Source organism: Meiothermus sp. (assembly GCF_026004075.1).
GTDB lineage: Bacteria > Deinococcota > Deinococci > Deinococcales > Thermaceae > Meiothermus.
This window is the reverse complement of the sequence record NZ_BPIK01000001.1, coordinates 1489780-1514631: the sequence shown is the minus strand read 5'-3', so window position 1 is coordinate 1514631 and position 24852 is coordinate 1489780. Positions and strand designations below refer to the sequence as shown.

Below are 24852 nucleotides of genomic sequence, written 5' to 3'. Positions count from 1 at the left end.
TGTATTTGGCTTGGAAAGCGTCTTGCCAGAGACTATACCTGCCCCTGTAATATGTATCCCATCCGTAGCTTTACTTAACACGTCTACGGTTTTGAGCTGGGCCGAGATAAAGACTTCATAATTTCCTAATGAAGGAAGTATCCCAGCGGTACATGGTGTAAACTTCTTACACCCTTCATCGCATCGAGCAGCATTCCTAAACGTGGTTTTGCCCTATGATTTGTCCCCGCTGCGGTCACACCAATACTGAAGGTGAAGAACTTTGCGTTCGCTGTGGAAATACTTTGTTGCCTGGGGGGTCTTTTGTACAGGAACGGCGGTGGGTGAGCGCAGTTTTTTTTGACCTCTCGAGGTTCACCGAGTATGCGCTGGCCCACCCACTGGAGGATACCTGGGAGGCTGCCAATACTGCCCTGCAGATGGCTGCGAGTCATGTGCGGCTCTACGGGGGTCACATCGATAAGTTTTTTGGCGACGGTTTCTTGGCAGTGTTTGGGGTGCCCCGCAGCCAGGAATCAGATGCTCGGGCGGCTTTGGAGGCGGCACAGGCTATGGTGGCCTCGAGTACCCTGCCTGGGCGGGCTGGAGTAGCCAGCGGACTGGTTTTGCGGACACCGCTGGGCGGGGGATTGGTGGGCGATCAGACCGTGCTGGGGCCGGCCATCAACCTTTCACAACGATTATCGCAGGCTGCTCCTCCAGGTGAGGTTTGGTGTGATGCAACCACCATGCGTCTCGTTCCAAGCGCGATCACCGAGGCGCTGCCGCCCCAACCCCTCAAAGGCTACGCAGAACCTTTGACGCCGTTTCGGTTTTTGGGATTGCGTACGGATCCGCCGGAGGTACTGGGCCGGGAGCAGGAGATAGGCGCTTTACGCCGGGCGCTTGAGGCGGTTCGGGCAGGTACGGGTCGGCGGGTGGTGTTGTATGGCCCGATGGGGGTAGGAAAGTCCTATCTGGCCCGCCACTTTGTCGAGACCCTTCCGGATGGCGTGCGTAGCGTGATGGCTCCGCGGCTAACCACGGGCGTGACCATGCGCTATGCTTTGCAGCAGGCTCTGCAAAAGCTACTACCCGGCGGTCTTCCCCAACTAAGGCAGCTCGAGCTGCCTGAGCACCTGCGTACAATCCTGGATTTCAGCATAGGTATCGAAGCCCATCCAGGCCTGCCCACTGGTGAACTCGATCGCCTGCTGATTGAGACCTGGAGAACACTTTTGGCACGAGTAGCCCAGTGGGGGCCGCTTGTGGTGGTGCTGGAAGATATGCATAATGCCGACCCAACCGTGCTGGAGTTCACCCGACAGCCTGCGCCCCCTGGGGTCATGCTGCTATTGGTGGCGCGCCAGAACCGCTGGGAGGCCGCCGACGACTTAGAACCCCTTTTGCTCGAGCCCCTCTCACTGGAGGATACCCAGCGCCTGATTTTGCGGATTCGGCCCGACCTGGGCCCGGCCACCAGCCTTCATCTGGCCGAGGCAAGCGGGGGGTTCCCCCTGGCGGTGCAAGCCCTGAGCCTGACCTCAAATGGCGAGCCTGAACCCATTCCGCTGTTTCAACCCAGGCTGGATAGCCTGCCCCGACTGGCCCGGGTGGCCCTGCAGGCAGCGGCAGTGCTGGGTTCTACAGTTCCGCCCGAGCTGGTAAGGCACCTGGTAGGTGAGGAGGCCGATCTAACCCGGCTGGTGGGGGAGGGTTATCTCGAGGCCGACGACCGCGGCCAGCTCCGATTTGCTATTCCCTGGTTGCGCGAGGCAATTCTGGGCCAGGTAGGCGGGCAGCAGGTGCAAAACTGGCACCAGCAGGCGGCGCGCTGGTATCAGCGCCAGGGCCGCCTGGCCGAGGCTGCAACCCACCTGGAAGCGGCGGGTGACACCGCCACGGCCTACCGTATGTGGCGGGTGGTTGCACAGCAGACCTGGGCAGAGGAGCGTTACTCGGCGGCCATCTTGGGCTACCTCGAGGCTCTGCGTCTGGCCGAGGGTAATGTGCGCTGGCAGGCGGCGCTCGAGGCAGCCGAAGCCCACCTGGCCTTGGGCCGCTATGCGGAAGCCCTCGAGCTCGCACACCTTCCACTGGAGGCCCAGGAACTCCCTCAAACCGTGCATCAGCGGGCCTGGGCGATTCGACTCGAGGCCAGCCTGGCTCTTGAGCGCCCGTATGGCCGGCCTTCGGAGCCGGTCAGCGCCTTGTCGGCTCGAGCGGGCCGGGTGGAGCTGCCCAGAGCCCAGGAAATTGTTGAACCTCGCCTGGTGCTGGCGCTGGCCCGTACGCTGCCCATCGACGAAGCACAAAACTTGCTGGAAGGCCTCCCCGCATACCTCGAAGGGGCCGCTATGCTGGTTCGCGCTCGAGGCTGGCTGAGCATGGGGCGGTTTGATCTGGCCCAGGCTGAGTGCGAAGCCTGTCTCAGCGCCTATACCCATAGCCCAGTTGAAAGTTTCGAGGCGCGTCAGCTTCTTTCCGAGGCACTCTGGAGGCAGTTCAGGCCCAGCGATGCCATAAGCGCCCTGGGCCCTCCGCCGGGTGAGGTACTGCCTTCTTGGTTTACTAGCCTATATAACAGCAACCTGGCTGCACTCGAGCTCGACCTGGGTCGGTTGGAAGAAGCGGGTGCTTTGCTGGAGGAAAGCTTGCTGCTGCTCGAGGGTGCACCCCCCTGGGTGATTGAGTGGGTAAGCCGTGTCCGCTTGCGCTATTTGCTAGAGTCGGGCCAGCTAGACGACGCGCTGTACTTTGGGGAGTCGGCGGTGACCCGGATGCCCTCTCCAGGTCTGTTGGCCCTTCTAGCCCTGGCCTATGCTTTTGCCCCGGGACAGCATAACCACCAGATGTTTGAGCGACTGCTCAAAGGTCTGGACGACCAGGGAGATCCGGAGCTACAGGCAGCTTGTGAACTGGCGAGGGGTATCCGTACTGAATACCAGGGGCAGGGCGGGGTTGTCCATGCTCGTAATGCGGTGTTGCTGGCAAAGCGGAGCCGTAATCCCACCCTCTTCTTCTATGCGCTTCTTGTGCTTGGTTTTATGCAGCAAGACCGCAACCCCAAAAAGGCGCTGGCCATCTCGGGCTATCTGTTGCGTCAGACTGCAGCTACGGGCTTTGTGGTGCAGCATGACTATGCTCGTTTGTTCCGTGCACAACTTCTACTGGCTTCTGGACGCGACCCTTCCAGCCTGCTGGAACTCGAGGCCAAGACCCCACTGGCCCACCTATGGAAAACCCTGCTGCTGGGGCAGCTCAGAGGTGAAAAACCCCCCATAAGAGCCCATAGTCTTCGTGGATACGGAATCTTGGGCGTTTTGGCACGATGGTATCTCCAGCAGCCCGCCAGGCATCTGGAGCCGCGTTCGGAACAGCTCGAGTAGGTTGGCTTAGCCCTTTGATACCATTTCTGCTTGAACCCTTCACCTTTGGGTGTAATCAAAGGGGTGCATTTCGGCAGTATCCTTCACTTTGGCAAGGCTAAACGATACTGCCGAAATGTATATGACCCTCTACCGGGGCCTTGGGACTTTGCGTTTCCCACCACAGCTGGCGCCGGAGTCCCAATTTTCAGGAGCCTTTAGGTTTGGCCTCCAAATTGCTATGGCGAGTTAGAATAGGGTTCTAAATTTCATCAGGCCAACGGTCTGACACCCGCACTGTATATGGATGCTCAAAGCGCCCAAGCCATCGAACTTATCCGCTCCCGGATGTCCATCCGAGAGCTGGTGGGCCGGTACGTGGTGCTTAAACCGAGCGGCCGGGGCACCTGGAAGGGTTTATGCCCTTTTCATCAGGAAAAAACCCCCTCTTTTCAGGTAGACGAGAACAAAGGACTCTGCTACTGCTTTGGCTGCAAGAGCGGAGGGGACATCTTTGCTTTTCTGCAAAAAATCGAGGGCATCGAGTTTCGTGAAGCCCTGGAGCGCCTGGCTCAGGAGACCGGAGTAGAGCTGCCGCAGTATAAGGGGCGTTCTGCCGGGCGCAAGGAGGCTCTGCAAGTCCTCGAGCTCACCCAGGCCTATTTCCGCTCCCACCTGCCAGGCCCGGCCCTGCAATACCTGCAAGCGCGTGGTTTGACCCCGGCCTCCATCGAGCAGTTTGGCCTGGGCTATGCTCCCAAAAGCTGGGATGGCCTGGTCAAGTACCTCCATGAACACGGTGTAAGTCCACAGGAAGGCCTGGAAGCGGGAGTGCTCATGGAGCGCGAAGGGCGCTACTTCGACCGTTTCCGCCACCGCGTGACCTTTCCTATCCTGGATCCGCTGGGCCGCATCGTGGCTTTTACGGCTCGAGCCCTGGAAAAAGACGATAATCCCAAATACCTTAACTCTCCAGAGACGGCCCTGTTCAAGAAGAGCCAGTTGCTGTACGGCTACCCTCAGGCCCGCGCGGCCATTCGTGAGCGCGGACGGGCGGTGGTGGTGGAGGGACTATTCGATGTAATAGCCCTGCACCAGATGGGTTTTCCTGAGACTGTGGCGGTGCTGGGCTCATCGCTCTCGGTTGAGCAGGCCCACCTATTGAGACGGGCCGATGCTACCGAGCTTTATCTCGCGTTCGATGCCGACGAGGCCGGGCGCAAGGCTACCTTGCAAAGCCTGAACCTGGAGATTGCTCGCAGCTTTGTGGTGTATGCAGTGCTGCTCGAGGGCGGCAAAGACCCTGGCGACTTGCTGCTTGTTCCAGATGGTAAAGACCGTTTCGATACTGCACTGGAGAGTGCGCTGCCCGAGGTGGAGTACCGCTTCGAAGTGGCTTCGGCGGGGCTCGACCTCAAAAAGCCGGAACACAAGCAAAAAATCCTCGAGGCCCTCAAACCCCGCCTAATCTCCAGCGAACCCTTCGATCCGGTGGTCGAAAAGCTAAAGGCCAAGGTCATCGGTGCGCTGGAGCTGACCCCACGCGCGCTGGAAGATTATCTGGCCCGGGCCCGTACCCCCAAGCGAAAGGCCTCTTCTGCCCCCGATCGAACCCAGGGCATTGGTCTAAGCCGGCCTGATCTCACGGAAAAACGCCTTTTGCGCGAGCTGGACGTTATTGCTCTTTTATACTCGGTGCCCGAGGAAGAGTTTTTGCAGTGGGCGCTTTATGTCGAAGACCACACCTGGCCGCCGGAGGGGAGCCTACTGGCCGAATTTATGCAGGCCGCCCGTTCCGAGCAGGGCAAGAGCCGTATCCTGAAGCACTTTGAACAACGCGGCGAAGGGGCCCGCTTGATGGATGTTCTGATGAAAAGCCCCAGCTTCGATCGAAAGAGCCTCGAGGCCCACCTGAACGTAGCCTTGGCCCGGGTACGCGAGGTGTACTACGAAATGCGCCTAGACAAACTAAAGGCCCAACTCAAAAGTACCACCGACCTCGACGAGACTCGTACTCTAACTAAAGAGATCCAAGAGGTGCTGCAGGCCATCGAAGCGGAGCGGCGGGTGTATAAGCGCTAACGGGCCGTCCAGCCCAGATCCATCACCTGGGCCGAACCCGTAATGGCCCCAGCCCTGTCGGAGGCCAGGAAGAGCGCGTACTCAGCTACTTCCACGGGCTCAATCAAGCGTTTGATGGCGGCGGGAGCCAGCATCACTTGCCCAACGACCGCGGCTTCGGGGATGCCCAGAGTACGGGCCTGGTCGGCAATTTGTGACTCTACCAAGGGGGTGCGCACGTAGGCCGGGCAGATGGCGTTGCAGGTGATGCCGTACTCGCCAACCTCGAGGGCCACAGTTTTGGTCAGGCCCAACAGACCGTGCTTGGCCGAAATGTAAGCCGATTTATAAGGGCTGGCGACCAATCCGTGCAACGAAGCGATGTTGATGATCCGGCCCCAACGCTTTTGCTTCATGGTGGGCAGGATGTATTGAATGAGCTGAAAGGGAGCAGTGAGCAGCACCTGGAGCATGAGGTTCCAGGTTTCCAGGGGAAACTCATCCACCGGATGGATGCGTTGTAGGCCTGCGTTGTTGACCAGGATGTCGATAGGGCCTAGCTCAAGCGCCTGCCGGGCCAGGTCTTTCACCGCCCGCTGATCGGAGAGATCGGCCTGAATAAAGCTGCCCCCCACGGCTGCGGCGACTTCTCCCGCTGCGGGGGACAGGTCGTTCAGGATTACCTTGGCCCCTTCCCTGACGAACACTTCGGCGATGGCCTTGCCAATGCCACTACCAGCGCCGGTGATGAGGGCTGTTTTTCCATCTAGCTGCATAGTTCTATGCTATCTTGCTCGAGGCTCACAAAGCCAGGTAGGCCTTCTGTACCCCCTGATTGCTCAAAAGCTCTTTGGCGCTACCGCTCAGAACCACCTTCCCTTGCTCCACCACATAGCCCCGGTCGGCCACCTCCAGCGACAGCGCCACGTTCTGTTCGACCAGCAGCACCCCCACCCCTTCGGCCTTCACCTGGGCCAGGGTGGTCAGCACCTCCTCGGCCAGCTTAGGGGAAAGCCCCAGGCTGGGTTCGTCTACCATCAGAATTCTGGGCCGGCCCATCAGGGCCCGCCCGATTGCCAGCATCTGCTGCTCACCCCCAGAAAGGGTGCCGGCCATCTGGCCCCGCCGCTCGGCTAGGCGGGGGAAGAGGGTGTAGATGCGTTCCAACTGTTCCTGCCGCTGGGGCCAGGCCAGAAAAGCTGAACCCAGAAGCAGGTTTTCCTCAACGCTCATCAGGGGGAAAAGCTGCCGTCCCTCGGGTACGTGCCCCAGGCCCCGGCGGGCCCGCTGGGCTGCCGAGAGGCTCAACAGGCTGGACTCATCCAATCGCACCTCGCCGCCCCAGGGCCGTAGCAGGCCGGAGATGCTGCGCAAGGCTGTGGTCTTGCCGGCCCCGTTGGCCCCCAGAAGGGCCACCAGCTCGCCTGTGGCTACCTCGAGTGTGAGTCCAAACAGCACCTGGGCTTTGCCGTAGCCGGTTGTTAGATTGGTTACGCTGAGCCTCACGAAGCCCTCCCTAGATAGGCCTCGCGCACCTTGGGGTTGGTGGCTACCAGGTCGTAGGGGCCTTCCGCTATTACCTGGCCGTAATCCATTACCACCACCCTGTCGGCCAGGGCCCGCACGACCGGCATGAGATGCTCGATGAAAAGCACAGTTACACCGCTATCGCGAATACGCCGTACCAGCTCCACCGCCTCCAAAGCCTCCGAAGGGCGCAGCCCGGCCATTACCTCATCCAGGAGCAAGAGCTTGGGTCTGGTGCAAAGGGCTCGAGCCAGCTCCAGCCGTTTATCTTCTAAAAGCGTGAGTTCTCCAGCTGAGGTCTGGGCTTTGGGGGCCAGCCCGGTTAGTTGGATGACCTCCTCCACCACGCGTTCGGCCACTTTGAGCGGGGTGTTGGGTTTGCCGTACAGGGCCCCGACCAGAAGATTTTCCCACACGGTCATCTCGGGGAACGGCTGCACGATCTGAAAAGCCCGCCCCAGCCCCTTCCAGGTGCGCGCCTCGGGGGGGGCCTGGGTAATGGCTTCACCCAAAAACTCGATCCGACCCTCGTCGGGCCGCAAAAGACCTGAGATCAGGTTCAGGAGAGTGCTTTTGCCTGCGCCGTTGGGGCCAATCACCGCCAGAATTTCACCGGCCTCTACCCGGAGATTGACCGAGTTGGCCGCGAGCACCCCGCCAAAGCGCTTGGAAAGGCCCTGGATACTAAGCACGCCTCACCTCCTTGCGGCGAAAGAGGCTCACCAGCCCTTTGGGTAAAAATAGGATGGTCAACACCAATATCACCCCATACACCACCAGGTAGCCCTCGCCAATCCGTAGCCGTAGCCAGGTCTCGAGGCCCACGATGATCAGCCCACCCAGCAACGGCCCGGTGGTGGTATATAGCCCACCGAAAATGGGAATTACCAGGGCCTCCACCGCGCGGCCCAGACCAAAAGCATCGTAAGGGGAGAGAAACAGCGTCTTCATTGCGTAGACCCCACCCGCTAGCCCTGCCAGAAAGGCCGAAATCATAAAAGCCTGGAGCTTAACCCGTACCACCGGTACCCCCAGCACCCGCGCCACAGCCTCGCCCTGCCGGGTAGCGGCCATGGCATAGTGCAGGCGGCTTCTACCCAGGCGTAGGCTCACCCCCGCAGCCAGGGCCAGTACCAGAACTGCTAGATAGTAGCCCCCCAGGGGGAAAGCTCCACCGAAAGCGGGTTGAACCGGTAAGCCGATGGCTCCACCGGTAAACGCTGCTTTGAGTACCAGGGTACGCATAACCTCGCTGAAAGCCAGGGTGGCGATGGCAAAATACATCCCATGCAACCGCAAGGTGGCCAGGCCCAGAAACAGGCTCGAGGCTCCAGCTACCACCCCCCCGACCAGCAGAGCGGGAAGGGTGCCCAGGGCGGGGGCCGCGAGCGCGGCAGCGTAAGCCCCCAGGCCGAAGAAGGCCCCGTGGGCCAGCGAGAGCTGCCCGGTGCGGGCCAGCAAGTCCCAGGCCAGGGCTAAAGCGCTTATCAAGAATGCAAACTGGGCTGTATCCAGCAAAAAGGCCCGCCACTCACCCAACGGTAGTCCTGGCAGTACCAGTGCTACTAATAAAAGTAGTCCCACCAGTATCATGCGGCCCTCCAGCTACGCCAGGTAAGGGCCACGAAGATGACCAGAAAAAAGACGGCCTCCACCCACCCACCTCCACCTGGTACATAGGTGCTGACCAGGGCTTCGGCCATGGCCAAGATAACAGCAGCAGGTACTACCCCTCGCAGGTTGCCCAGCCCGGCCATTACGATGATGGCAAAAGCCTTGAGGGTGTAGGCAAAGCCCACGGTAGGGGAGGCGTAAAGCATGACCGAGAGCATTACCCCTGCTACTCCAGCCAGGGCAGCCGAAAGCCCAAAAGCCAGCAGGTAAACCTGCTGGGTCTCGATGCCCAGAAGCCCCGGCGCCAGCCGGTTTTGCGCTACGGCTCGTACGGCCAGACCCAGCCGGGTGCGATCTAGGAAGCCGTAAAGCGCACCCAAGATACCTACCGAAAGCCCAAAAGCGAGTAAGGGTGGTACGCCAAACGAAAGGCTCCCCAGGCTCAGGGTAGCCCCCTGGTAACTGGTAGAGACCACCCGGGTATCGGCGCCAAAGACTAACAGGGCGATGTTTTGCAAGGCTACCGAAAGACCAAAGGTAAGCAGCATCTGGTTGAGCTCGGGTGCGGCCAAAACCGGTTGAATTAGCCCTAGATAGGTAATGGCTCCTACCAAAAAGAGCACTAGGGCAGCCAATCCTAGGGAGAGGAAAGGATCCAGACCGGTGCTTACAAAGAGCAGATAAGCGACGAACGCCCCGATCATGGTGAACTCGCCGTGGGCAAAGTTGACGATGCCTACCACGCCTACCGCGAGGGCAAGTCCGCTGGCTACCAGCGCGTATATGCCGGCGGCCAGGATGCCGTTGATGAGGGTTTGCAGTAGCAATTCCATAAAGTTTGTCGGGATTGGCTCCGTTTAGTTTGACACCCAGCGAGTAGGCAGCATTTATTCAACCCGAACCGCAACGAGATTGGTGCAATTTGTACTCGGCCTGGGACGGAACCCCAACGGGGGCCGTTGGGGTTCATCAGAGCTGAGTGCCAGGCCCAGGCTTAGTAGTTACCAGGGAAGCGCAGGGGCCGAGCGGAGCGGCTGGGCGGGAAGACTGGCCGGCGTGAGCCCTCCAGATACTGGAATTGCAGCCAGATGCTCTGATTGAAGCCCTGGTAGCGGGTACGCCCGGTATCGGAGGGCTTGAAGGATAGGGGGCCGAAGGGGGTATCCATCTGAACCTTGGCCAGCTCGGCTGCGACCCGGTCTTTATCGGTGGAGCCCGCGGCCTCGAGCGCTTTACCCAGGCTCAGGGCGATCACGTAGCCCATGGGGGCCATGTACTCGTCGGTGACTTCGCCGAACTTGCGCCGGTAAAGGTTCACGAAGCGGCGGCTTTCGTTGTTGGCTACCGAGGGCAGCCAGGCGGTCATGCCGGCTATGTCGTTGGAAAGTTTGTTTTTCTCAAAGCCAGTCGGCCAGGCCGGGGGGGCCCCGTAGATCAGTTTGGGCTCGAGCCCCACCTGCCGGGCTTGCGCTGCGATGGGCAGGGCGTCCACGTCGTAGCCGATCCAGTACAGAATGTCGGGCCGGAAGCCCTTGAGGCGGGTCAGAATGGCGGTAAAGCTACCCGAACCCGACTTGAAAGGCTCGGCCTGCACAGTGTAACCCTGGCGCTCGAGCTGCTGCCGGTAGGTCTGGATGCCCGCCGAGCCAAAAGGCCCATCTTCGTAGAGGATGGCTACCCGCCGGGCCCCGCTGTCGTAGAGGTACTTGAAGAACTCGAGGGCCGCCGCCACGTTGTGGTAATCCCAGGGGTGGTAGTGGAAGAAACGATTGTAGTCGCTAAAAGCCTGCTCCACCACACTGCTGGCCGCTCCGATACAGAGGAAAAGCGGCTGGTATTGCTTCACCGGCCCCGAGAGGGCAAAGGTAACCCCCGAGGCCAGCCCGCCGATCACGATGTCCACCCGATCTACGGTCATCAGCTTGGTGAGGGCCGGCACCGCGGTGGCCGGGGTGTTGCCGTCGTCCACCACCACCAGCTCAATCTTTACCTTCCCGCCTGCGTTAACCTGATCCACGCCGAGCTGTACTCCGTTCAGAGCGGCCTTGCCCGCTACGGTCGAGATGGGCAGGAGCACGCCCACCCGCACCGTGGTCTGGGCCAGGGCCAGCCCAGCCAGACCCAAAACTGCCAAAAGAACCATCCAAACTTTTTTCATGCCTGCCTCCTATTAGGTTTCACAAAACCTCCTCGTAGAGCACCGTTGCCTCACCCTCGATGACCCGCTCACCTTTTTGGTTGGTGCAGACGGTCTCGAGGCTCAGGATGGGTTTATCCGGGCGGATGGCCCGCACCGTTACAGTGGCCGTGATGGTGTCGCCCAGGTAGGTGGGCTTCAGAAAGCGCAGGCTCTGGCCCAGGTAGATGGCCCCCGGCCCCGGCAGCCTGGTGCCGATGGCGGTGGATATGAGGCCGGCCACCAGAATGCCCTGGGCGATGCGGGCCCCAAAACGGCTTTTTTGGGCGTACTCGCTGTCCACATGCAACGGATTGGTATCGCCCACCGCCCCGATGAACAGGGCCACATGCGCCTCGCTGATGGTCTGGGTGTAAGAAGCGCTGTCTCCTATCTGGAACTTCATGCCTGTACCTCCAAAAACCTCAGGATGGCCCCGGCCAGCCCGGCGGTGTCCTCAACTGGGGCCACGTGGCCCACCTGGGATAGCACCCGATGGGTGGCCTGGGGGATGGCGGCCGCAATCTCCTGGCCGTAGCAGGGCGGGAAGAGCAAATCGTCCGCACCCGAGAGCACCAGCGTAGGGGCTTTGACCCGCTTCAGGCGGGGGCGCAGGTCTTCCATAGCCATAAAGCCATCCAGTAAGTTTTGCTGGGCCTCTGGGGTTGGGGCGGCCTGCTCCATCTGTGACAGTGAAGCCCCGTCGGCGATCTCCGGGTGGGCTTCCAGATAGGCCCGGCCCCAGATCCAGGGCAGGGCAACCTGCAAGCGTCCACGGGTGCCGCCCCAGGCCAGGGCCTGCCGCCAGCTTGCTACTTTGGCTCGTAGAAGCGGGTCGAGGCGGGGGGTGGTGCACAGCAGGATGAGCTTTTCCAGGCCGGCGGGTTGTTGTGCGGCGTATACCTGGGCCACCACCCCGCCGTTGGACAGGCCCAGCAGGTGGTAGCGCGGGATCTTTAGAGCCTCCAGGAGGGCGGCCAGGTCGCTGGCGTGCTGTTCGGGGGGGTAGGGCCCCGGGGGTACGGCGCTTTGCCCCTGGCCGCGCATGTCGTAGCGCAGCACCCGGAAATTCTTCAGGTAGGGCATGAGGGGCTCCCAGGCCTCGGTGCGCTGAAAGATGCCATTGAGCAGCACCAGGCACGGCGCTTCTTCGGGGCCATCCAGCCGGTAGAAAAGGCGGGTTCCATTGACGGCTTGCTCAGGCATGGAATTCCTCCATAAACTTCTGATACAGCGCACTTTTCAAAATCTTGCCGGGGCCGCTTTTGGGTAGCTCGGGGAGGAAAAGGAAATGTTTGGGCACCTTATAGCCGGCCAGCCGGGCCCTCAGAAAACGCTTCAGCTCTTCCTCGCCAATCGGCGATTTGAGTACGACCGCAGCCAGGCCCACCTCGCCCCAGCGGGCGTCGGGAACCCCCAGCACCGCGCACTCGAGCACCGCGGGATGATCGTAAAGGGCCCGTTCCACCTCGATGGGGTAGACGTTCTCTCCCCCCGAGATGAACATCTCCTTGACCCGCCCCACGATGTAGTAGCGCCCTTCGGCGTCGCGCCGGGCCAGGTCGCCGGTGCGCAGCCAGGTGCGGCCATTCTGCACAACCAGGGCCTGAGCGGTCTCGGTGGGGCGCTCAAAGTAGCCCGACATCACCACCGGCCCGGAGAGCCAGAGTTCACCCTCCTCGAGCGCCTCCTGGCCCCCGGCCCCGACCAGCCGGGCCCAGAGGTGGGGCATGGGGCGGCCCACCGATTCGGGGAAAGCTTCGGCCTCCTCGAGGCTCTGGGTAAAGCAGTTGACACCGCACTCGGTCAGGCCATAGCCCTGCTTGAAGCGCACACCCCTGGCCTTGAAGGCGGCCCGCACCGGGTGCGGACAGGGGGCCCCGCCGGAGATGGCCCAGCGCACCGTGCGCAGGTCGGCCTGGGCAAAGTCGGGGTGCTGGGCCAGCATCTGGTACATGGTGGGCACCAAAAACAGCAGGCTCACCCGGTGTTCCCGAACCCAGGCCAGGTACAAAGCGGGGTCGAACCTTTCCTGTATAAGCACCTGGCCGCCCAGGTAGAGCAGGGGCGTGGTCAGGGCGTTCAGGGCCGCATGGAACATGGGGGTGGCTACGATGTAGCGATCATTGGGGGAAAGCCCCCAGCTCATGCAGGTCTGGATGGCATTGACCAGAAGCTGGCGGTAGGGGATGAGGGCCCCTTTGGGCAGCCCGGTGGTGCCGCCGGTAAAGAGCAGCAGGGCCGGATCCTCTAAGCTGGGGGTAAAACCTGGAATTTCTTTTTCGGGCAGGGTTTGCAGGGCCTCCAGAGGATGCGCCTGGGGGTGCAGTTGCTGGGCCGGCACCGCGAAGTCTTCGGTGTAGAAAAGGACTCTGGGCCGGGTGTACTCGAGCAGCCCCTTAAGCTCGGCCTCGCTCAGGCGGTGGTTGAGCAGGGTGGGAATAAAGCCCAGCAAGGGCGCGGCAAAGTAGAGCTCGAGGTAGCCCAGGTGGTTGGGCCCCAGCACCGCGACCCGATCCCCCCGGGCGACCCCAAGGCCGGCCAGCGAGGCCGCGGCCCGCTGGGCCCGCTGGTACAGGTCTGCGTAGCTAAGCCAACCCCCACGCCAGTAGACCGCTGGCCGCTCGGGATGATAGGCGGCCAGCCGCGCCAGCCAGTTGGCGTTTAGCTCCATTGGCGCCCCTCCTCCAGGCGAAGAACCGCGGCCCCCCAGTGGTAGCCCACCCCAGCCGCAGCCAGGGCCACCAGGCTTCCGGGGCCCAGCTTGCCTGCATCCACCGCCAGCTTGAGCGAAAGAATGGGGTCGAGCTGGCCCAGGTGACCGTAGTCAGACAGGTAAATGGCGCGCTCTTCCGATAGCCCCAGTCCGGCCAGCACCGCCTGGTGGGCCGAGGGTTTCATGTGCAGCAGGGCCAGGTAGTCCAGATCGGCAGCGGTGTACCCAGCCCGTCCCAGGGCACCTTGAATGACCTCCAGGAAACCGGGCAGTGAGACCTGCTCGAGGCGGGCTTTCATCAGCTCGGGCTCGGCCACCCGCAGCCTGTACCGATCTACATTGGCTGGAGTTAGGGGCTCTACCGTGCCCCCTACCGGCACCCGCACGCTGGTAGCCAGGCTGGGGTCGGTTTTGAGCTGCGCGGCCAGCAGCCTGAATCCCGGCCCTTCCCGCCCTATCAGCGCAGCTCCGCCGCCCGCGGCCAGGTCGTACATGAAGCGCACAGCCGGGTCGGTGTAGTCAATCAGGTCGCCGTTGCGATAGCCGCCCGCTATCAGGATGTGCTGCAGGTCGGGCTGGCTCGCCAAAAGCCCCTCGGCGACTGCCAGAGCGCTGATAAAGCTGGCGCACTTTTGGTTCAGATCGAAGGCCCAGGCCCGGCGGGCCCCCACCATCTGGGCGATGAGGGGTGCGCTGCACCAGACCGGGTAGTCCTTGTGTTCATCGGTGATGCTGATGACCACATCCAGCGCAGCCCCCTCGAGGCCCGCCTCCTCGAGCGCAGCCTGAGCAGCCCAGCCCCCCATATGGGCCGGATGGTCGTTGGGGCCGGGAATGGGTTTCTGGTGAATGCCCAGTTTCTCCCGTACCACCCATTCCGGTAGCTGGCTGGCCGCAGCAATCTCGCTGCTATGCATGCGCGGTGTGGGTAGATAGATGCCCAGGCCCCGAAGGTATGCCATCTCGAACCTCAAAAATTGATTGAGATGAGTTTATCCGGGGGTTGTTACAACCTTGTTACACACAGCTCCTATTCACCCAATCTCGATATAAACGGCCCATGCAATCAACGCACACCGCACTTCGCAAGCCTTTACAGCATTGTGCAAGACTTGAAGATGGGAAAATGCCACAGCGTCTGTGTCAAAATACGCGCAGGGCTAGGCCAACCTCACCAAGTTCCTCTCGTGAAGACCCTGGCTTCGCCTGGTCCCGGTATGAGGTGCCATTTATAGTTTTTGCGCGATCTGCAAGCCTCGAGCCCGAATCCGATATGGAAGACACTTTATGGCCGCGACGTAAGGGCCCTGAGCCAAGCTTGGCTGCTGGGGGGCTCGAACTCCTCGCGTAGCATCCCGAACAGATGGATGTCTTCCTTGATGCCCTGCCGGGTCTCGTGCTGGCGCAAGACCCCCTCGCGCTGAAAACCCAGCTTTTCCAGGAGGGCCAGCATCCGGCTGTTAGAGCTGTGGACTTCGGCGGTGATGCGCTCCAAGCCCAGCTCGCCAAAGCCGTGCTCGAGCATCTGCAGGCCTGCGGCATACCCCACCCCCTGCCCCCGGTGGGTCTCGTCGCCAATGGCGATCCGCAAGCGGGCCCGCTTCTCCAGCAAATTAACGTCGCGCAGATCCACAAACCCCACCAGGAGACCCTCGGGGTACTCTGGTGTGTTGACCACAATGCCTTTACGTACCAGGTCCACTGGGGGATTGTTGAGCAGGCGCACAAACCAGTCCTGCAACTGCTCGGCGGGCAGTCCCACCGGCCAGCCGTTGGCCAGGCAGAAGGCCTCATCGCGGCTCCACTCGAGCACACGGGGTAGGTCGCTCAGAACCAGTGGGCGCAGGTGCACTTCGGTCATATCTGTTACCTTAACACCTCTCCCGGCCAGCGCAGGGTGAAGTTCGGTATCATTCACGCCGGTTCGCCGGGTTTTACGCTTAGGTTACGCAGATGGCCGACCTCAAGAAACGTTGACTACGCGAGCTTTGACCCAGGGCCCGCGCCGCGCTAGGCTTGAAGGGCTGTGTCGCGACCTCGAGTACTGCTGCGCTTGAGCCAGGCCGAAAAGTCCTTTGGCGAGCGGGTTTTGTTCAGGCAGGCCGATTTCTGGCTCGAGGCCGGGGAGCGGGCAGCCCTGATGGGGCCCAACGGGGCCGGCAAAAGCACCCTGTTTCGGGTGCTTTGTGGGGAAAAGCCCCTCGACCAGGGCCGCCTGGCGCGCCCATCCGGTGTGCGGGTTTTCTATCTGCCACAGGATTTCCGCCCGAGCGGGGGCACCGTTTACGGGCTGGCCTATGCCGTCACCCCTTTGCACCGGGCGGAACTCGAGCTACGCAACACCCCCCCCGAAAACGCGGGCGAGGTGTGGTCGCGCATCCGCGAGCTGTCGTTCTGGAAAGGCCAGGTCACCCGTACCCTGGCCGGTTTTGGCCTGGGTGCCTTGTGGGAACAGCCCGCCGAAAAGCTCTCGGGGGGCGAGGGGGTGCGGCTGGGCCTGGCGATGGCCTTTCTTTCCGGGGCAGAGGTGCTGCTTCTGGACGAGCCCACCACCCACCTGGATCTGCGGATGCGCCTGCGGCTGGAAGAGCTGCTGCTGGTCTACCCTGGGGCTGTTGGCCTGATTTCCCACGACCGCGCGCTGGTGCGCCGGGTGGCTACCACGGTCTATCACCTGGAGGCCGGTCGGTTGTTTCGCGTACCGGGCGGCTACGCAACGTACTTGCAAGAGCGCGAACGCATCCGCCGAACCCTGGAAAAAGCCCGCCTGGAAGCGCTCAAGGAGCGGGAGCGGCTGACGCAAGCCCTGCCCGACCGCAGGCGGCCCGGCCTGGATCGCCGCAAGAGCGAGAAGGCCCTGCTGCAAACCCGGGCCGAGCGCATCCAGGTGCCCGACCCGCCCCCTCCCGAGCGCCGCTGGAGCCTGGAGATGGCCGCCGAGGGGACGCCCAGACTGGTGCTCGAGGCCAAAGAGCTGGCAAAGGCCTACCCGAGCGGTGCGGGTCAGGAAGCGCGGCAGGTGATCCGCCAGGCCACCCTGCGCATCTTCCGGGGCGACCGGATTGCCCTTCTCGGCCCCAATGGGGCGGGCAAGACTACCCTGCTGCGCCTGCTTTTGTCCAGGGAGCTACCCGACGCCGGGGAGCGTACCCTGGGCTACGGGGTGAGCACGGCCTACCTCGACCAGCACTACCACGGCCTCGAGCCCGACCTGCCCCTCTTTGCCCAGTTCGCCGCCCGCTTTGGCGAGGCCCGCGCGGCGGCCCTGCTGGGCCGAATGGGCTTCAGGCCCCCCCACTGGAACGATCCCCCCCGCCACTTTTCCGGGGGTGAGCGGGCCCGGGCCGGGCTGGCCTTGCTGGGGGCCCTGAGGGCCGGTCTGCTGGTGATGGACGAGCCCACCAACCATATCGAACTCGAGCTGCTGGAGGCCCTCGAGCGGGCCCTGGCCGACTACCCCGGCACCTTGCTGTTCGTCTCCCACGACCGGGAGCTGGTTAAAAAGGTGGCGACCCGTTTCTGGGGCCTGGAGGACGGGGTGCTGGTGGAATACCCCACCTACGCCGAGGCCGAGGCCGCCCTGCTGGGCAAACCGGCCTTGCGGCTTGACCCCTACGGCGAGGTGGCCCTGGAAGAAGAACCCCCCGACGAAGCACAGGATCTCGAGGCCCTGCGCATGGCCCTGCTCGAGCGCTTATACGAACCCCACCAGACCGACCGCGCCCGCCTGCGGCTGCGCGCCGACCTGCTGGCGCTGGAAGAGGCGCTGTACCGGCAGTATGCCCATGAGTTTTTCCGGCCCCACCCCTACCGCCACCGGGTGCGGCAGGAGGGCCTCGAGGTGTTTGCCGAGGAAGAGCTGGGCCTGTGGCAGTTCTGGAGCCGCGAAGAGACGTGCTGGGGGCAGCTCGCCGGTGGGGTGCTGGTGCTGGAAGACCCACACAGCCCCAGGCTCTTGCGGGCGGTTTTGCGGGTTGCCTTTGAACTCGAGGGCGTCCAGGTGGTGCGCGTGGGCCGGCAAAGCTACGGCCGCAGCAGCTACCTGAAGCAGTTTGCAGGGGCTGCGCCGGCTAGCGACAAGCGCTCGTCGTCCAAACCCTGATTTTTACCCCTGCGCCTCGCGCACCTGGCGCTTGATGCGGGCCAGTACGGCCTGCAGGCCCCTGAGCCGCAGGGGGGTGATGATTTCTTCCAGCTTGGCGAGGGTATAGAAGTCCTCCGGTACGCCCAGCACGGCCTCGGGCGTTTCGCCTTCCAGCCCCTCGGCCAGCAGCCCGGCAAAAGCCCGCACAGTGGGGGCTTCTTTGGGGGCGTCGAAAAACAGGCGCACCTGGTTATTCTCGAGCTCGGCGTGCACGAAAAAGGGCGTGGTACATTCGTGTACCTGCTCGAGCCTGCCCTGCATACCCTCGGGCAGAGGGGGCATCTTCTTGGCAAACTCCAGCAGCATCTCGGTCTTGATGACCTTGGGTGCGCTCCCAAGGGTTTTCACCACGCTTTGCAGTCTGGGGGGTAGCTGGGCCAGGCGTTCTTCAGTAGTCATAAGCATCAGGGTAATGGCGGAGGGGATGGGGGTCTAGGGCTTCGGGCACCATGCAGGGTTCATGTGCCCTGCTGTACCAGCCTGAATAGATCCCGGCCCAGGTCGGCGTAGTTGCGCACAGGGCCGGCCTGGTTGCCGTAGGTCAGGTACAGCACGCGGTGGATGGCCTGGGCGGCCTCCTCGGCGCTATGGACGAGCGCCAACCGCTCGATGATTTCCGCCACCACCGGCCCATAAAGCTGCTCTGGGGGGGCCAGCTCGCCCATGCCCAGGGGGTCGTAGATTTGCAGGTAGGTTTGCACCTGTGCGGCCAGGTCTTGCATATCAACAGCATACCGGGCGAACCACGGGGTTCTTCCGGCCTTACGGCGCTGGACTCACGGTGAAGCTGGCGCTCTCACCCAGCGACATATTGAACTGGCCCGCAACGATGGGCGGATCGTTGGCGATGTTGCTGCTGGCAGCGTACACCTCCACTGCGTACTGGTCGCTGGTGTTGAGGTTCAGGCTACCAAAGGTGGCGGTGAACGCAGTGACCCGCGCGCTGGCGACCACGCTACCGGTGGTGCGGTTGACCAGCCGTACCAGGAATGCCCGAGCGCCCGGTATTTGGTTCCAGGAGGCCGTAACCGAACGGGTGGTGGGATTGTTCCCGATGCTGACGGTGGGCTGGGTCAGGGTGCTGCTGGCGTCTACCTCCACCGAGACCTGCTCGGTCTGGCCGTCTATGAGCGCCGAGAAGGTATAGGTGCCGCTGCTCAGGCTGGGGCCAGCATCCCAGCCCACCTGCCACCACACCCCCGAGGGGGTGCGGGAGGAGGCGCTCTGCAGGGTGATGCTCTCGCTGTAGCCACCCGGCCCGCTTACATTTACCGTAATGCTGTTGGGCTGCTGCTGGGGGCGCAGCACCAGCACGTACGACCGCCCGGCGGTGGTGGCGTTGTAGGTTCCGATAGAGGCCTGAAGTTTGGCTTGGGGCGGGCTCGAGCACCCACCCAAGAGACCCAGCATTGCGATTGCGGCGAACAGATAGTGTTTCACTCGTCACCTCGAGCCCGTAGACTAAAACAAGAATGTGAGAGCTGTTCAACAAAGCGCTCATTTCACCGTTCAGATTCAGGTAGCGGTTTTGCTTGGCTTTGGCAGGCTGTGCTTGGAAATCTTGATCCGGTGGCTGTTGGGGCCACATGGGGTACTGGCCTGTGCTGGTGCTCCTGCACATGCCGGGGGCTGTATCCAGGCTCGAGGCCTTGTAGTAAAAACACCCAACCAATCGGTTGGGTGTTCGGCGGCCCCTGGGCTCCGACTTTAGTCCAGGAAGTCCCGCAGCTTGCGGGTGCGCGACTCGTGGTACTTGAGCTTGCGCAGGGCCTTGTTCTCGATCTGGCGGATGCGCTCGCGGGTCACCCCGAAGTAGGCGCCCACCTCTTCTAAGGTGTGCTCGCGCCCGTCAATCAGGCCCTTACGCAGCTTGAGCACCATGGCCTCGCGCTCGGAGAGCTTGCCCAGGGCTTTTTCCAGCTCCTCCGAGAGCATGCTCTGGGCGGCGGAGTCCACCGGCGAGGCCATGTGCTCGTCGGGGATGAAGTCGCCGTAGAAGCTGTCCTTCTCGTCGCCGATGGGGGTTTCCAGGCTTACCGGCTCCTGGGCGATTTTGAAGGTTTCCTCTACCTTTTTGGCGTCCCAGCCTGGCCCCATGGCCTCGGCGATCTCCTCGTAGGAGGGTTCGCGGCCCAGCTCCTGCTGCATCTGGCGGGCGGTGCGGGTCAGCTTGTTGATGGTCTCCACCATGTGCACCGGAATGCGAATGGTGCGGGCCTGGTCGGCGATGGCCCGGTTGATGGCCTGGCGAATCCACCAGGTGGCGTAGGTGGAAAACTTAAAGCGGCGCTTGAACTCGAACTTCTCCACCGCCCGGATCAGGCCCTGGTTGCCTTCCTGGATGAGATCCAGGAAGCTAAGGCCGCGACCGGTATATTTCTTGGCGATGCTCACCACCAGGCGCAGGTTGGCCTCAATCAGGTGCTGGCGGCAAATCTCACCGTCGCGTGCAATGTGCAAGTAGCGCTTGGCCTCGCGGGGCAGGGCCCGCAGTCGGGTGTCCACCGCCGCGATGGTTTCGGGGTCAATGCGCAGCTCGGTGCCGGGAATGTTGGTGACCCGGCTGCTGCCTTGCACCTGGCTTCGCAGTACATGGCGAATCAGTTCGGCGTCCAAACCGGTTTCCTCGGCTAGACGCTGGGCGGCTGCTACACCTTCCTCGACCCGACGGGCCAGGTCAATCTCTTCTTCCAGGGTCAGGAGGGGCACCTGCCCAATCTCGTGCAGGTATTGCCGAACCGGGTCGGAAGTAGAGATTCGGGGAAGGGGTAGGTCTTCTTCTACCTCTTCTTCCACCTCTTCGATGGGCAGGGTGCCCAGCTCGAAGTCTGGCTCCAGGATCTCGATATCCTCGAGGTCGGCTTCGAGAATTTCCTCGCTGATATCTTCATCGGCTAGGGGCACCACGGCCAGCGCACCGCCTTTGCGAGGAGGAGCAGTCAGATCGTCGAGATCGGGCTCGACGTCCAGATCTTCTAAATCGGGGGCTTCGAGCTCATCGGCGCCAACGGCCAGCTCTTTGTCCAGAAGCGTCTCGTCCTGCTCCAGCACTGCGGTACCCTTGGACTGAGTTTTTGTGCTGGCTTTGCTAGCAGCCTTGGCTTCCGAAGATGTCTTCCTGGCTATCTCCTTGCGCGCAGGTTTGGAGGGCTGTTTTGGTGCCTCTTGGGTTTTGGTGGTGGTTTTCCCCTGGGGTTCAGGCGTTTGAGCGGCTTTGTTCGAGTGGGTGGACTGTGAGGTTTTTTTGGCCATAGATTGCTTTACGGGTTGGGTGGTAGACGAAGGGGCTTTGGTATGCGGGCTCGACTTCTCGAGCTTAGAAGGCCGGGCCTTGGCGGTTTCCTTGGTAGCCGACTCGCTAACAGAGGAGGCTGACTGGCTAGACTTTTTGCTGCTGGAAGACCCAGACTTTGGGGTGTTTACAGATGACTCCTCCTTGACCTGAGGCTTTTTGCTTTTGGTTGTTGCAGCTTGTGTTGCCGTCTGAGTGGTGCGTTTTTCTTTGGGTGCACTTTTCGAAAGCGCTTTTCCTTTGGTACTTGCGGCACTTTTGCTCTTGCTCAAGCTGCTCACCTCCCAGTAATCCAGGGCCCTTGGCGAAGCCGGGTCAGCCCAGCTTTTGGGCCATCAGAACTTTGTGGCTCTTCACGGCTACGGTGCGTACGGTGGCAAAACGCGCTTCCAGAAGGGGCTCATAGGGGAGAAAACGGTTTGCCACAAGATAAAATTTCCCGCCCCTCTCCAGGCGGGCGTAGGCGGCTTCGATAAAAGCGGTGGCGGTTTCTAACACGACAAGGCCCCCCACGTGAAACGGGGGGTTCGATACAATGGTAGTGAAGGTCTGGCCTTCTGTCAAGGCTTCGTCTACATCCGAGTGCAGAACGGTAGCCAGCTCGCCCAGATTCTTTTGAGCAGACAGTACGCTGACCCAATCGTCTTCCAATAGGGTCAGACTTTGGGCCCGACCTACTAGAGGGCGGCTGAGTGCCCCATATCCCCCGCCGATGTCCAGCACGCGGCCCAGGTCGTGGGGGAGTTCGAGCAGCAGCATGGCGCTTCCGGGGTCGAGCTGACCGCCTGAAAAAACACCAGGTAAGTAAGAAAAGTGTAGGGCTTCACCCGAGAATTCCCAGTCGAAAGACTGCCAGACCGGGGGTACTTCGGGTGCAGGTTGCTCTTTTTCCAATACAGCTACCCGGAATGCGCCGTTCCGGCGCACGAGTACGCCGTAGCCGAGCAGGCTCTGAGCCATCTTGAAGTAATGCTCAAAGCCCTTATCCTTGCTGCCAGCAATCCACAAGCGCCCACCAACGCGCAAGGCTCTGGCTGCGCCTAGCAACGAAAGTTCTACGTAGCGCGTGCCTCGGCTAGCTGGCAACACCATAGCGACTAGATCCACCGAGTCGGGCTCGGTTTCCCATGGTAACCCTCGAGCAACCCGCACCGCCGAGCCGAAACTGGCCTCCAAGCAGCGTAGCGATGCCCTCGAGGTCTCTATGGCCCGCACGTTCAGCCCGTGCTGGTGCAGGCTGTGGGCAACCAGCCCGATACCGGGGTTGAGGTCGACTGCTTCTTGACCATGCGGCTCAAGTGCTTCCGCCAGCAACTCGTAGGCTGGGTTATTAAGGCCCCGTGCGCCGGGTTTGGTATACAGGAAGCCACCTTTTACAGGGGTTTTGCGCAAGGTATGGTAGGTCTCGAGGCTCATAGATACAGGGGCTCCACCTCGGCGCGACGGGCTTTGAGTGCAGCCCAGCCCAAGGCCGCTAGGGCACGGCCCGAAGGAGGTTCGTCTATCGTTACAAGGCCCTTTGGCTGCACCTCGGCAAGCCGGGCCCGTTGGGGGGGGTGCACAATCTGGGCCTGCTCTCCCTCGACGGCATAGCAGGCGGTATAGCAAAGCTCGTTGCGGGTACGATGTACGACTGTTACCAGTCCCTGGTAGCGCAAGGCTACAGCCTCCAGGGTGTCAATGCCGGTTATCGGTACGCCCAGCCCCCGGGCCAGCCCCAGCCCGGCTGCGATGCCCACCCGCAATCCGGTATACGAGCCGGGGCCGCGTCCTACGGCTATCCCCTCGAGGGCCTGTAGCTCTACACCTGCTTGCTGCAAGAAGGCCTCGAGCTCCGACCACAGCACTTCGGCATGGCGGCGCTCCAGCCGCACTGCGTGCTCGGTGTGGGGTAATCCCAGTACCAGGTAAGAGGTGGCGGTGTCCAGGGCAAGAACCAACACCACAGGAGTATAGCAACTGAGGTGGGCTCGAGGTCGGTTTCCCTGACACCGGCCTGCTGCTAAACTTATGGCCATGAAATTGGCCATTGTGGGTGTGGGAAAGATGGGTAAAAGCATTTTGGAAGGGCTACTGCGGGCCGAGATGCTCGAGCCCAGCGATATTGGCATCCTCGATACTCCAGCGCGAACCCAGGAGGTGGCCCAGGAGACCGGAGTCAACCCCTTGCGCTTAGAGGATCTGCGCCGATATGGGCGAATTTTGCTCAGCGTACAGCCCAAAGACCTGGCCACCCTGGCCCCCCAGATTGCCCACCCCAACGTAGGCTATATTTCCATCATGGCCGGAGTATCTACAGCGGTGTTGTCCCGACGACTGGGCACCCGCCGGGTGGTACGCTGCATGCCCAACCTGGCGGCTACCATTGGCAAAAGTTCTACTGCAATTACCGGCCCTCGCGAAGCCGATGAGGCCGGCGACCTGGAGTTTGCGCGGGCGTTGTTTGCAACAGTCGGGGATGTCTACGACTTGCCGGAGCGGCTGTTCGATGCCTTTACTGGAATGTCGGCCTCCGCTCCGGCCTATGTGGCGGTGGTAGCAGAGGCCCTGGCCGATGGGGGGGTCAAGCAGGGTATTCCGCGGGGCCAGGCCTTGCAACTGGCTGCTGATGTGCTTATTGCAACTGGCGAGCTTCTGCGAAGAAAACACCCTGCGGTGCTGAAAGATGAGGTTAGCAGCCCTGGCGGAACCACCATCCATGGTCTGGCTGCCCTCGAGGCCCGTGGGGTTCGCGCCGCCCTAATTGAGGCTGTAGAAGCCGCTACCCAGAGGGGACATGAGCTGGGGAAAGATGAGTGATTTGCCCGGCAACAGTTGAGCGCCTTAATGCACCTTGAATTCTTCAATAAGGGCGTAGCATAAAACCGATGAAGCGCTACTTAACCCTTGGTTTGCTGACCGCTTTCGTGCTGGCCGCGCCCACGGCCTACTACCCCAACGGTATCGGATACTCCTGGACATATTCCTCTGGCATGGAACAGGTGTTTACCCGCGAACAAAACGGCCTGCTGGTGTTTGAGCGGCGGCTGGCAAAGCAGCCAGTAAGCGCTGATCTGCTTCGCTATAGCGATAATGGCGTGTTTCTTGAGGGCTTGATTATAGGGCAGGTGGTGCAGCGGTATAACCCTCCTCTTCAGCTATACCCGGCACCGCCCTTGGTGCTGGGTCAGGAATGGGGTGGACGCAGCACTTTTGGCGGACAAAGCGTGGCTTTGCTGGGAAAGGTTTTGCGCATCGAGGGTGTTAGCGTTCCGGCAGGGCGCTTCAATGCCTATGTGATTCGCACCTCTACCGTGACCAGTACCGGTGGTAGCCAGGTGATGGAGATTTACTTTGTCCCCGGGGTGGGGATTGTTCGTTACGCCACCCCGGATGGTGCGGCGGTTGACCTAGTGAAGTTTAGTGTGCCTAAATAGGGTATGGAACTTCAAATTGTCAAAGTGGAGAAACCAGAAAACCTGAATGTAATCCTGGGCCAAAGCCACTTCATCAAAACCGTCGAGGATGTGCACGAAGCCCTGGTCACGGCAGTTCCAGGAATCAAGTTTGGACTGGCTTTTTGCGAGGCTTCAGGTAAACGCCTGATACGCAAGACCGGAACCGCCGACGAGCTGGTGGATTTGGCGGTCAAAAATGCCCAGGCCATCGGGGCGGGTCACTCCTTTCTGATTGTGCTGGGTGAGGGCTATTTCCCCATTAATGTGCTACATGCCGTCAAGGCCTGCCCCGAGGTGGTTCGAATTTTTGCCGCAACCGCTAACCCGCTCTCGGTAATCGTGGCTGAAGAAGACGATCAGCGTGGAATTTTAGGGGTTCTGGACGGATACAAGCCACTGGGAGTTGAGGCCGAGGAAGATATTCATTGGCGCAAGGACATTTTGCGCAGGTTTGGCTATAAAGTCGGTTAACGGCTATGCCTGATGGCGGCTTCAAACAGATACCCCTAGAGTCAAAGCAGGGCAAAACCCCCGTATC

24 protein-coding genes are annotated in these 24852 nt (G+C 61.6%); 7 read left to right on the top strand and 17 right to left on the bottom strand.

The window, feature by feature from the left end:
• Positions 1-323: 323 nt before the first annotated feature.
• A complete protein-coding gene (locus Q0X18_RS07280; RefSeq protein ID WP_297560394.1) occupies positions 324-3368 on the top strand; it encodes an adenylate/guanylate cyclase domain-containing protein in 3045 nt (1014 codons plus the stop codon).
• Between the two features lie 282 nt (positions 3369-3650).
• On the top strand, positions 3651-5429 hold the full coding sequence (dnaG, locus tag Q0X18_RS07275; RefSeq protein WP_297560392.1) for a DNA primase: 1779 nt from the start codon (positions 3651-3653) through the stop codon (positions 5427-5429).
• Here dnaG and Q0X18_RS07270 read toward each other — a convergent pair.
• The 11 genes from Q0X18_RS07270 to Q0X18_RS07220 form a co-directional block, all read right to left on the bottom strand.
• Positions 5426-6184: a 3-hydroxybutyrate dehydrogenase gene (locus Q0X18_RS07270; protein ID WP_297560390.1), complete on the bottom strand. Its 759-nt coding sequence runs from the start codon at positions 6182-6184 to the stop codon at positions 5426-5428. The two genes, dnaG and Q0X18_RS07270, sit on opposite strands and share 4 nt — an antisense overlap.
• 25 nt (positions 6185-6209) lie before the next feature.
• Positions 6210-6914 carry an ABC transporter ATP-binding protein gene (locus Q0X18_RS07265; RefSeq protein ID WP_297560388.1) on the bottom strand — a complete coding sequence of 235 codons (705 nt, stop codon included), beginning with the start codon at positions 6912-6914 and terminating at the stop codon, positions 6210-6212.
• A complete protein-coding gene (locus Q0X18_RS07260; RefSeq protein ID WP_297560385.1) occupies positions 6911-7627 on the bottom strand; it encodes an ABC transporter ATP-binding protein in 717 nt (238 codons plus the stop codon). The genes Q0X18_RS07265 and Q0X18_RS07260 overlap by 4 nt, the downstream gene beginning before the upstream one ends.
• A complete protein-coding gene (locus Q0X18_RS07255) occupies positions 7620-8528 on the bottom strand; it encodes a branched-chain amino acid ABC transporter permease (RefSeq protein WP_297560383.1) in 909 nt (302 codons plus the stop codon). The genes Q0X18_RS07260 and Q0X18_RS07255 overlap by 8 nt, the downstream gene beginning before the upstream one ends.
• The gene (locus tag Q0X18_RS07250) at positions 8525-9382 is read right to left on the bottom strand and encodes a branched-chain amino acid ABC transporter permease (RefSeq protein WP_297560380.1); all 858 of its coding nucleotides are present in this window, start codon (positions 9380-9382) and stop codon (positions 8525-8527) included. Before Q0X18_RS07250 ends, Q0X18_RS07255 begins: the two co-directional genes overlap by 4 nt.
• A gap of 161 nt (positions 9383-9543) precedes the next feature.
• Positions 9544-10707 carry an ABC transporter substrate-binding protein gene (locus tag Q0X18_RS07245; protein ID WP_297560378.1) on the bottom strand — a complete coding sequence of 388 codons (1164 nt, stop codon included), beginning with the start codon at positions 10705-10707 and terminating at the stop codon, positions 9544-9546.
• Between the two features lie 19 nt (positions 10708-10726).
• The gene (locus Q0X18_RS07240; RefSeq protein ID WP_297560376.1) at positions 10727-11131 is read right to left on the bottom strand and encodes a MaoC family dehydratase; all 405 of its coding nucleotides are present in this window, start codon (positions 11129-11131) and stop codon (positions 10727-10729) included.
• Entirely contained in the window at positions 11128-11931 is an 804-nt protein-coding gene (locus Q0X18_RS07235; RefSeq protein WP_297560374.1) for an alpha/beta fold hydrolase, read from the bottom strand. Before Q0X18_RS07235 ends, Q0X18_RS07240 begins: the two co-directional genes overlap by 4 nt.
• Positions 11924-13399, bottom strand: coding sequence for a class I adenylate-forming enzyme family protein (locus tag Q0X18_RS07230; protein WP_297560371.1), 1476 nt, complete (start codon positions 13397-13399; stop codon positions 11924-11926). The genes Q0X18_RS07235 and Q0X18_RS07230 overlap by 8 nt, the downstream gene beginning before the upstream one ends.
• On the bottom strand, positions 13390-14403 hold the full coding sequence (locus Q0X18_RS07225) for a 3-oxoacyl-ACP synthase (RefSeq protein WP_297560368.1): 1014 nt from the start codon (positions 14401-14403) through the stop codon (positions 13390-13392). The genes Q0X18_RS07230 and Q0X18_RS07225 overlap by 10 nt, the downstream gene beginning before the upstream one ends.
• A 323-nt stretch (positions 14404-14726) precedes the next feature.
• Positions 14727-15302: a GNAT family N-acetyltransferase gene (locus Q0X18_RS07220; RefSeq protein WP_297560366.1), complete on the bottom strand. Its 576-nt coding sequence runs from the start codon at positions 15300-15302 to the stop codon at positions 14727-14729.
• Between the two features lie 165 nt (positions 15303-15467).
• Between Q0X18_RS07220 and Q0X18_RS07215 the strand changes: the two genes are divergently transcribed.
• Positions 15468-17543 carry an ABC-F family ATP-binding cassette domain-containing protein gene (locus Q0X18_RS07215; protein WP_297560364.1) on the top strand — a complete coding sequence of 692 codons (2076 nt, stop codon included), beginning with the start codon at positions 15468-15470 and terminating at the stop codon, positions 17541-17543.
• A 3-nt stretch (positions 17544-17546) separates the two neighbouring features.
• Here the strand turns inward: Q0X18_RS07215 and Q0X18_RS07210 are convergent, their stop codons facing one another.
• The 4 genes from Q0X18_RS07210 to rpoD all read right to left on the bottom strand — a co-directional run bounded on the left by Q0X18_RS07210 (position 17547) and on the right by rpoD (position 20837).
• Positions 17547-17984 carry a SufE family protein gene (locus Q0X18_RS07210; protein WP_297560363.1) on the bottom strand — a complete coding sequence of 146 codons (438 nt, stop codon included), beginning with the start codon at positions 17982-17984 and terminating at the stop codon, positions 17547-17549.
• A 59-nt stretch (positions 17985-18043) separates the two neighbouring features.
• Positions 18044-18307, bottom strand: coding sequence for a DUF1871 domain-containing protein (locus tag Q0X18_RS07205; protein WP_297560361.1), 264 nt, complete (start codon positions 18305-18307; stop codon positions 18044-18046).
• A gap of 40 nt (positions 18308-18347) precedes the next feature.
• The gene (locus tag Q0X18_RS07200) at positions 18348-19025 is read right to left on the bottom strand and encodes a hypothetical protein (protein ID WP_297560359.1); all 678 of its coding nucleotides are present in this window, start codon (positions 19023-19025) and stop codon (positions 18348-18350) included.
• 267 nt (positions 19026-19292) lie between these two features.
• On the bottom strand, positions 19293-20837 hold the full coding sequence (gene rpoD, locus Q0X18_RS07195) for an RNA polymerase sigma factor RpoD (protein WP_297560350.1): 1545 nt from the start codon (positions 20835-20837) through the stop codon (positions 19293-19295).
• Between rpoD and Q0X18_RS07190 the strand changes: the two genes are divergently transcribed.
• On the top strand, positions 20830-21030 hold the full coding sequence (locus Q0X18_RS07190; protein ID WP_297560346.1) for a hypothetical protein: 201 nt from the start codon (positions 20830-20832) through the stop codon (positions 21028-21030). The two genes, rpoD and Q0X18_RS07190, sit on opposite strands and share 8 nt — an antisense overlap.
• Before the next feature lie 162 nt (positions 21031-21192).
• Here Q0X18_RS07190 and Q0X18_RS07185 read toward each other — a convergent pair whose 3' ends face one another.
• Positions 21193-22293 carry a methyltransferase gene (locus Q0X18_RS07185; RefSeq protein WP_297560343.1) on the bottom strand — a complete coding sequence of 367 codons (1101 nt, stop codon included), beginning with the start codon at positions 22291-22293 and terminating at the stop codon, positions 21193-21195.
• Complete coding sequence (tsaB, locus tag Q0X18_RS07180) at positions 22290-22820, bottom strand: tRNA (adenosine(37)-N6)-threonylcarbamoyltransferase complex dimerization subunit type 1 TsaB (RefSeq protein WP_297560339.1); 531 nt, start codon at positions 22818-22820, stop codon at positions 22290-22292. The genes Q0X18_RS07185 and tsaB overlap by 4 nt, the downstream gene beginning before the upstream one ends.
• A gap of 73 nt (positions 22821-22893) precedes the next feature.
• Here tsaB and proC point away from each other — a divergent pair, with 73 nt between their 5' ends.
• The 3 genes from proC to Q0X18_RS07165 all read left to right on the top strand — a co-directional run bounded on the left by proC (position 22894) and on the right by Q0X18_RS07165 (position 24785).
• Positions 22894-23676, top strand: coding sequence for a pyrroline-5-carboxylate reductase (gene proC / locus Q0X18_RS07175; RefSeq protein ID WP_297560336.1), 783 nt, complete (start codon positions 22894-22896; stop codon positions 23674-23676).
• Positions 23677-23744: 68 nt separating this feature from the next.
• Positions 23745-24293: a hypothetical protein gene (locus Q0X18_RS07170; protein ID WP_297560334.1), complete on the top strand. Its 549-nt coding sequence runs from the start codon at positions 23745-23747 to the stop codon at positions 24291-24293.
• 3 nt (positions 24294-24296) lie between these two features.
• Entirely contained in the window at positions 24297-24785 is a 489-nt protein-coding gene (locus Q0X18_RS07165; RefSeq protein ID WP_297560332.1) for an adenosine-specific kinase, read from the top strand.
• The last annotated feature ends 67 nt before the right edge of the window (positions 24786-24852 follow it).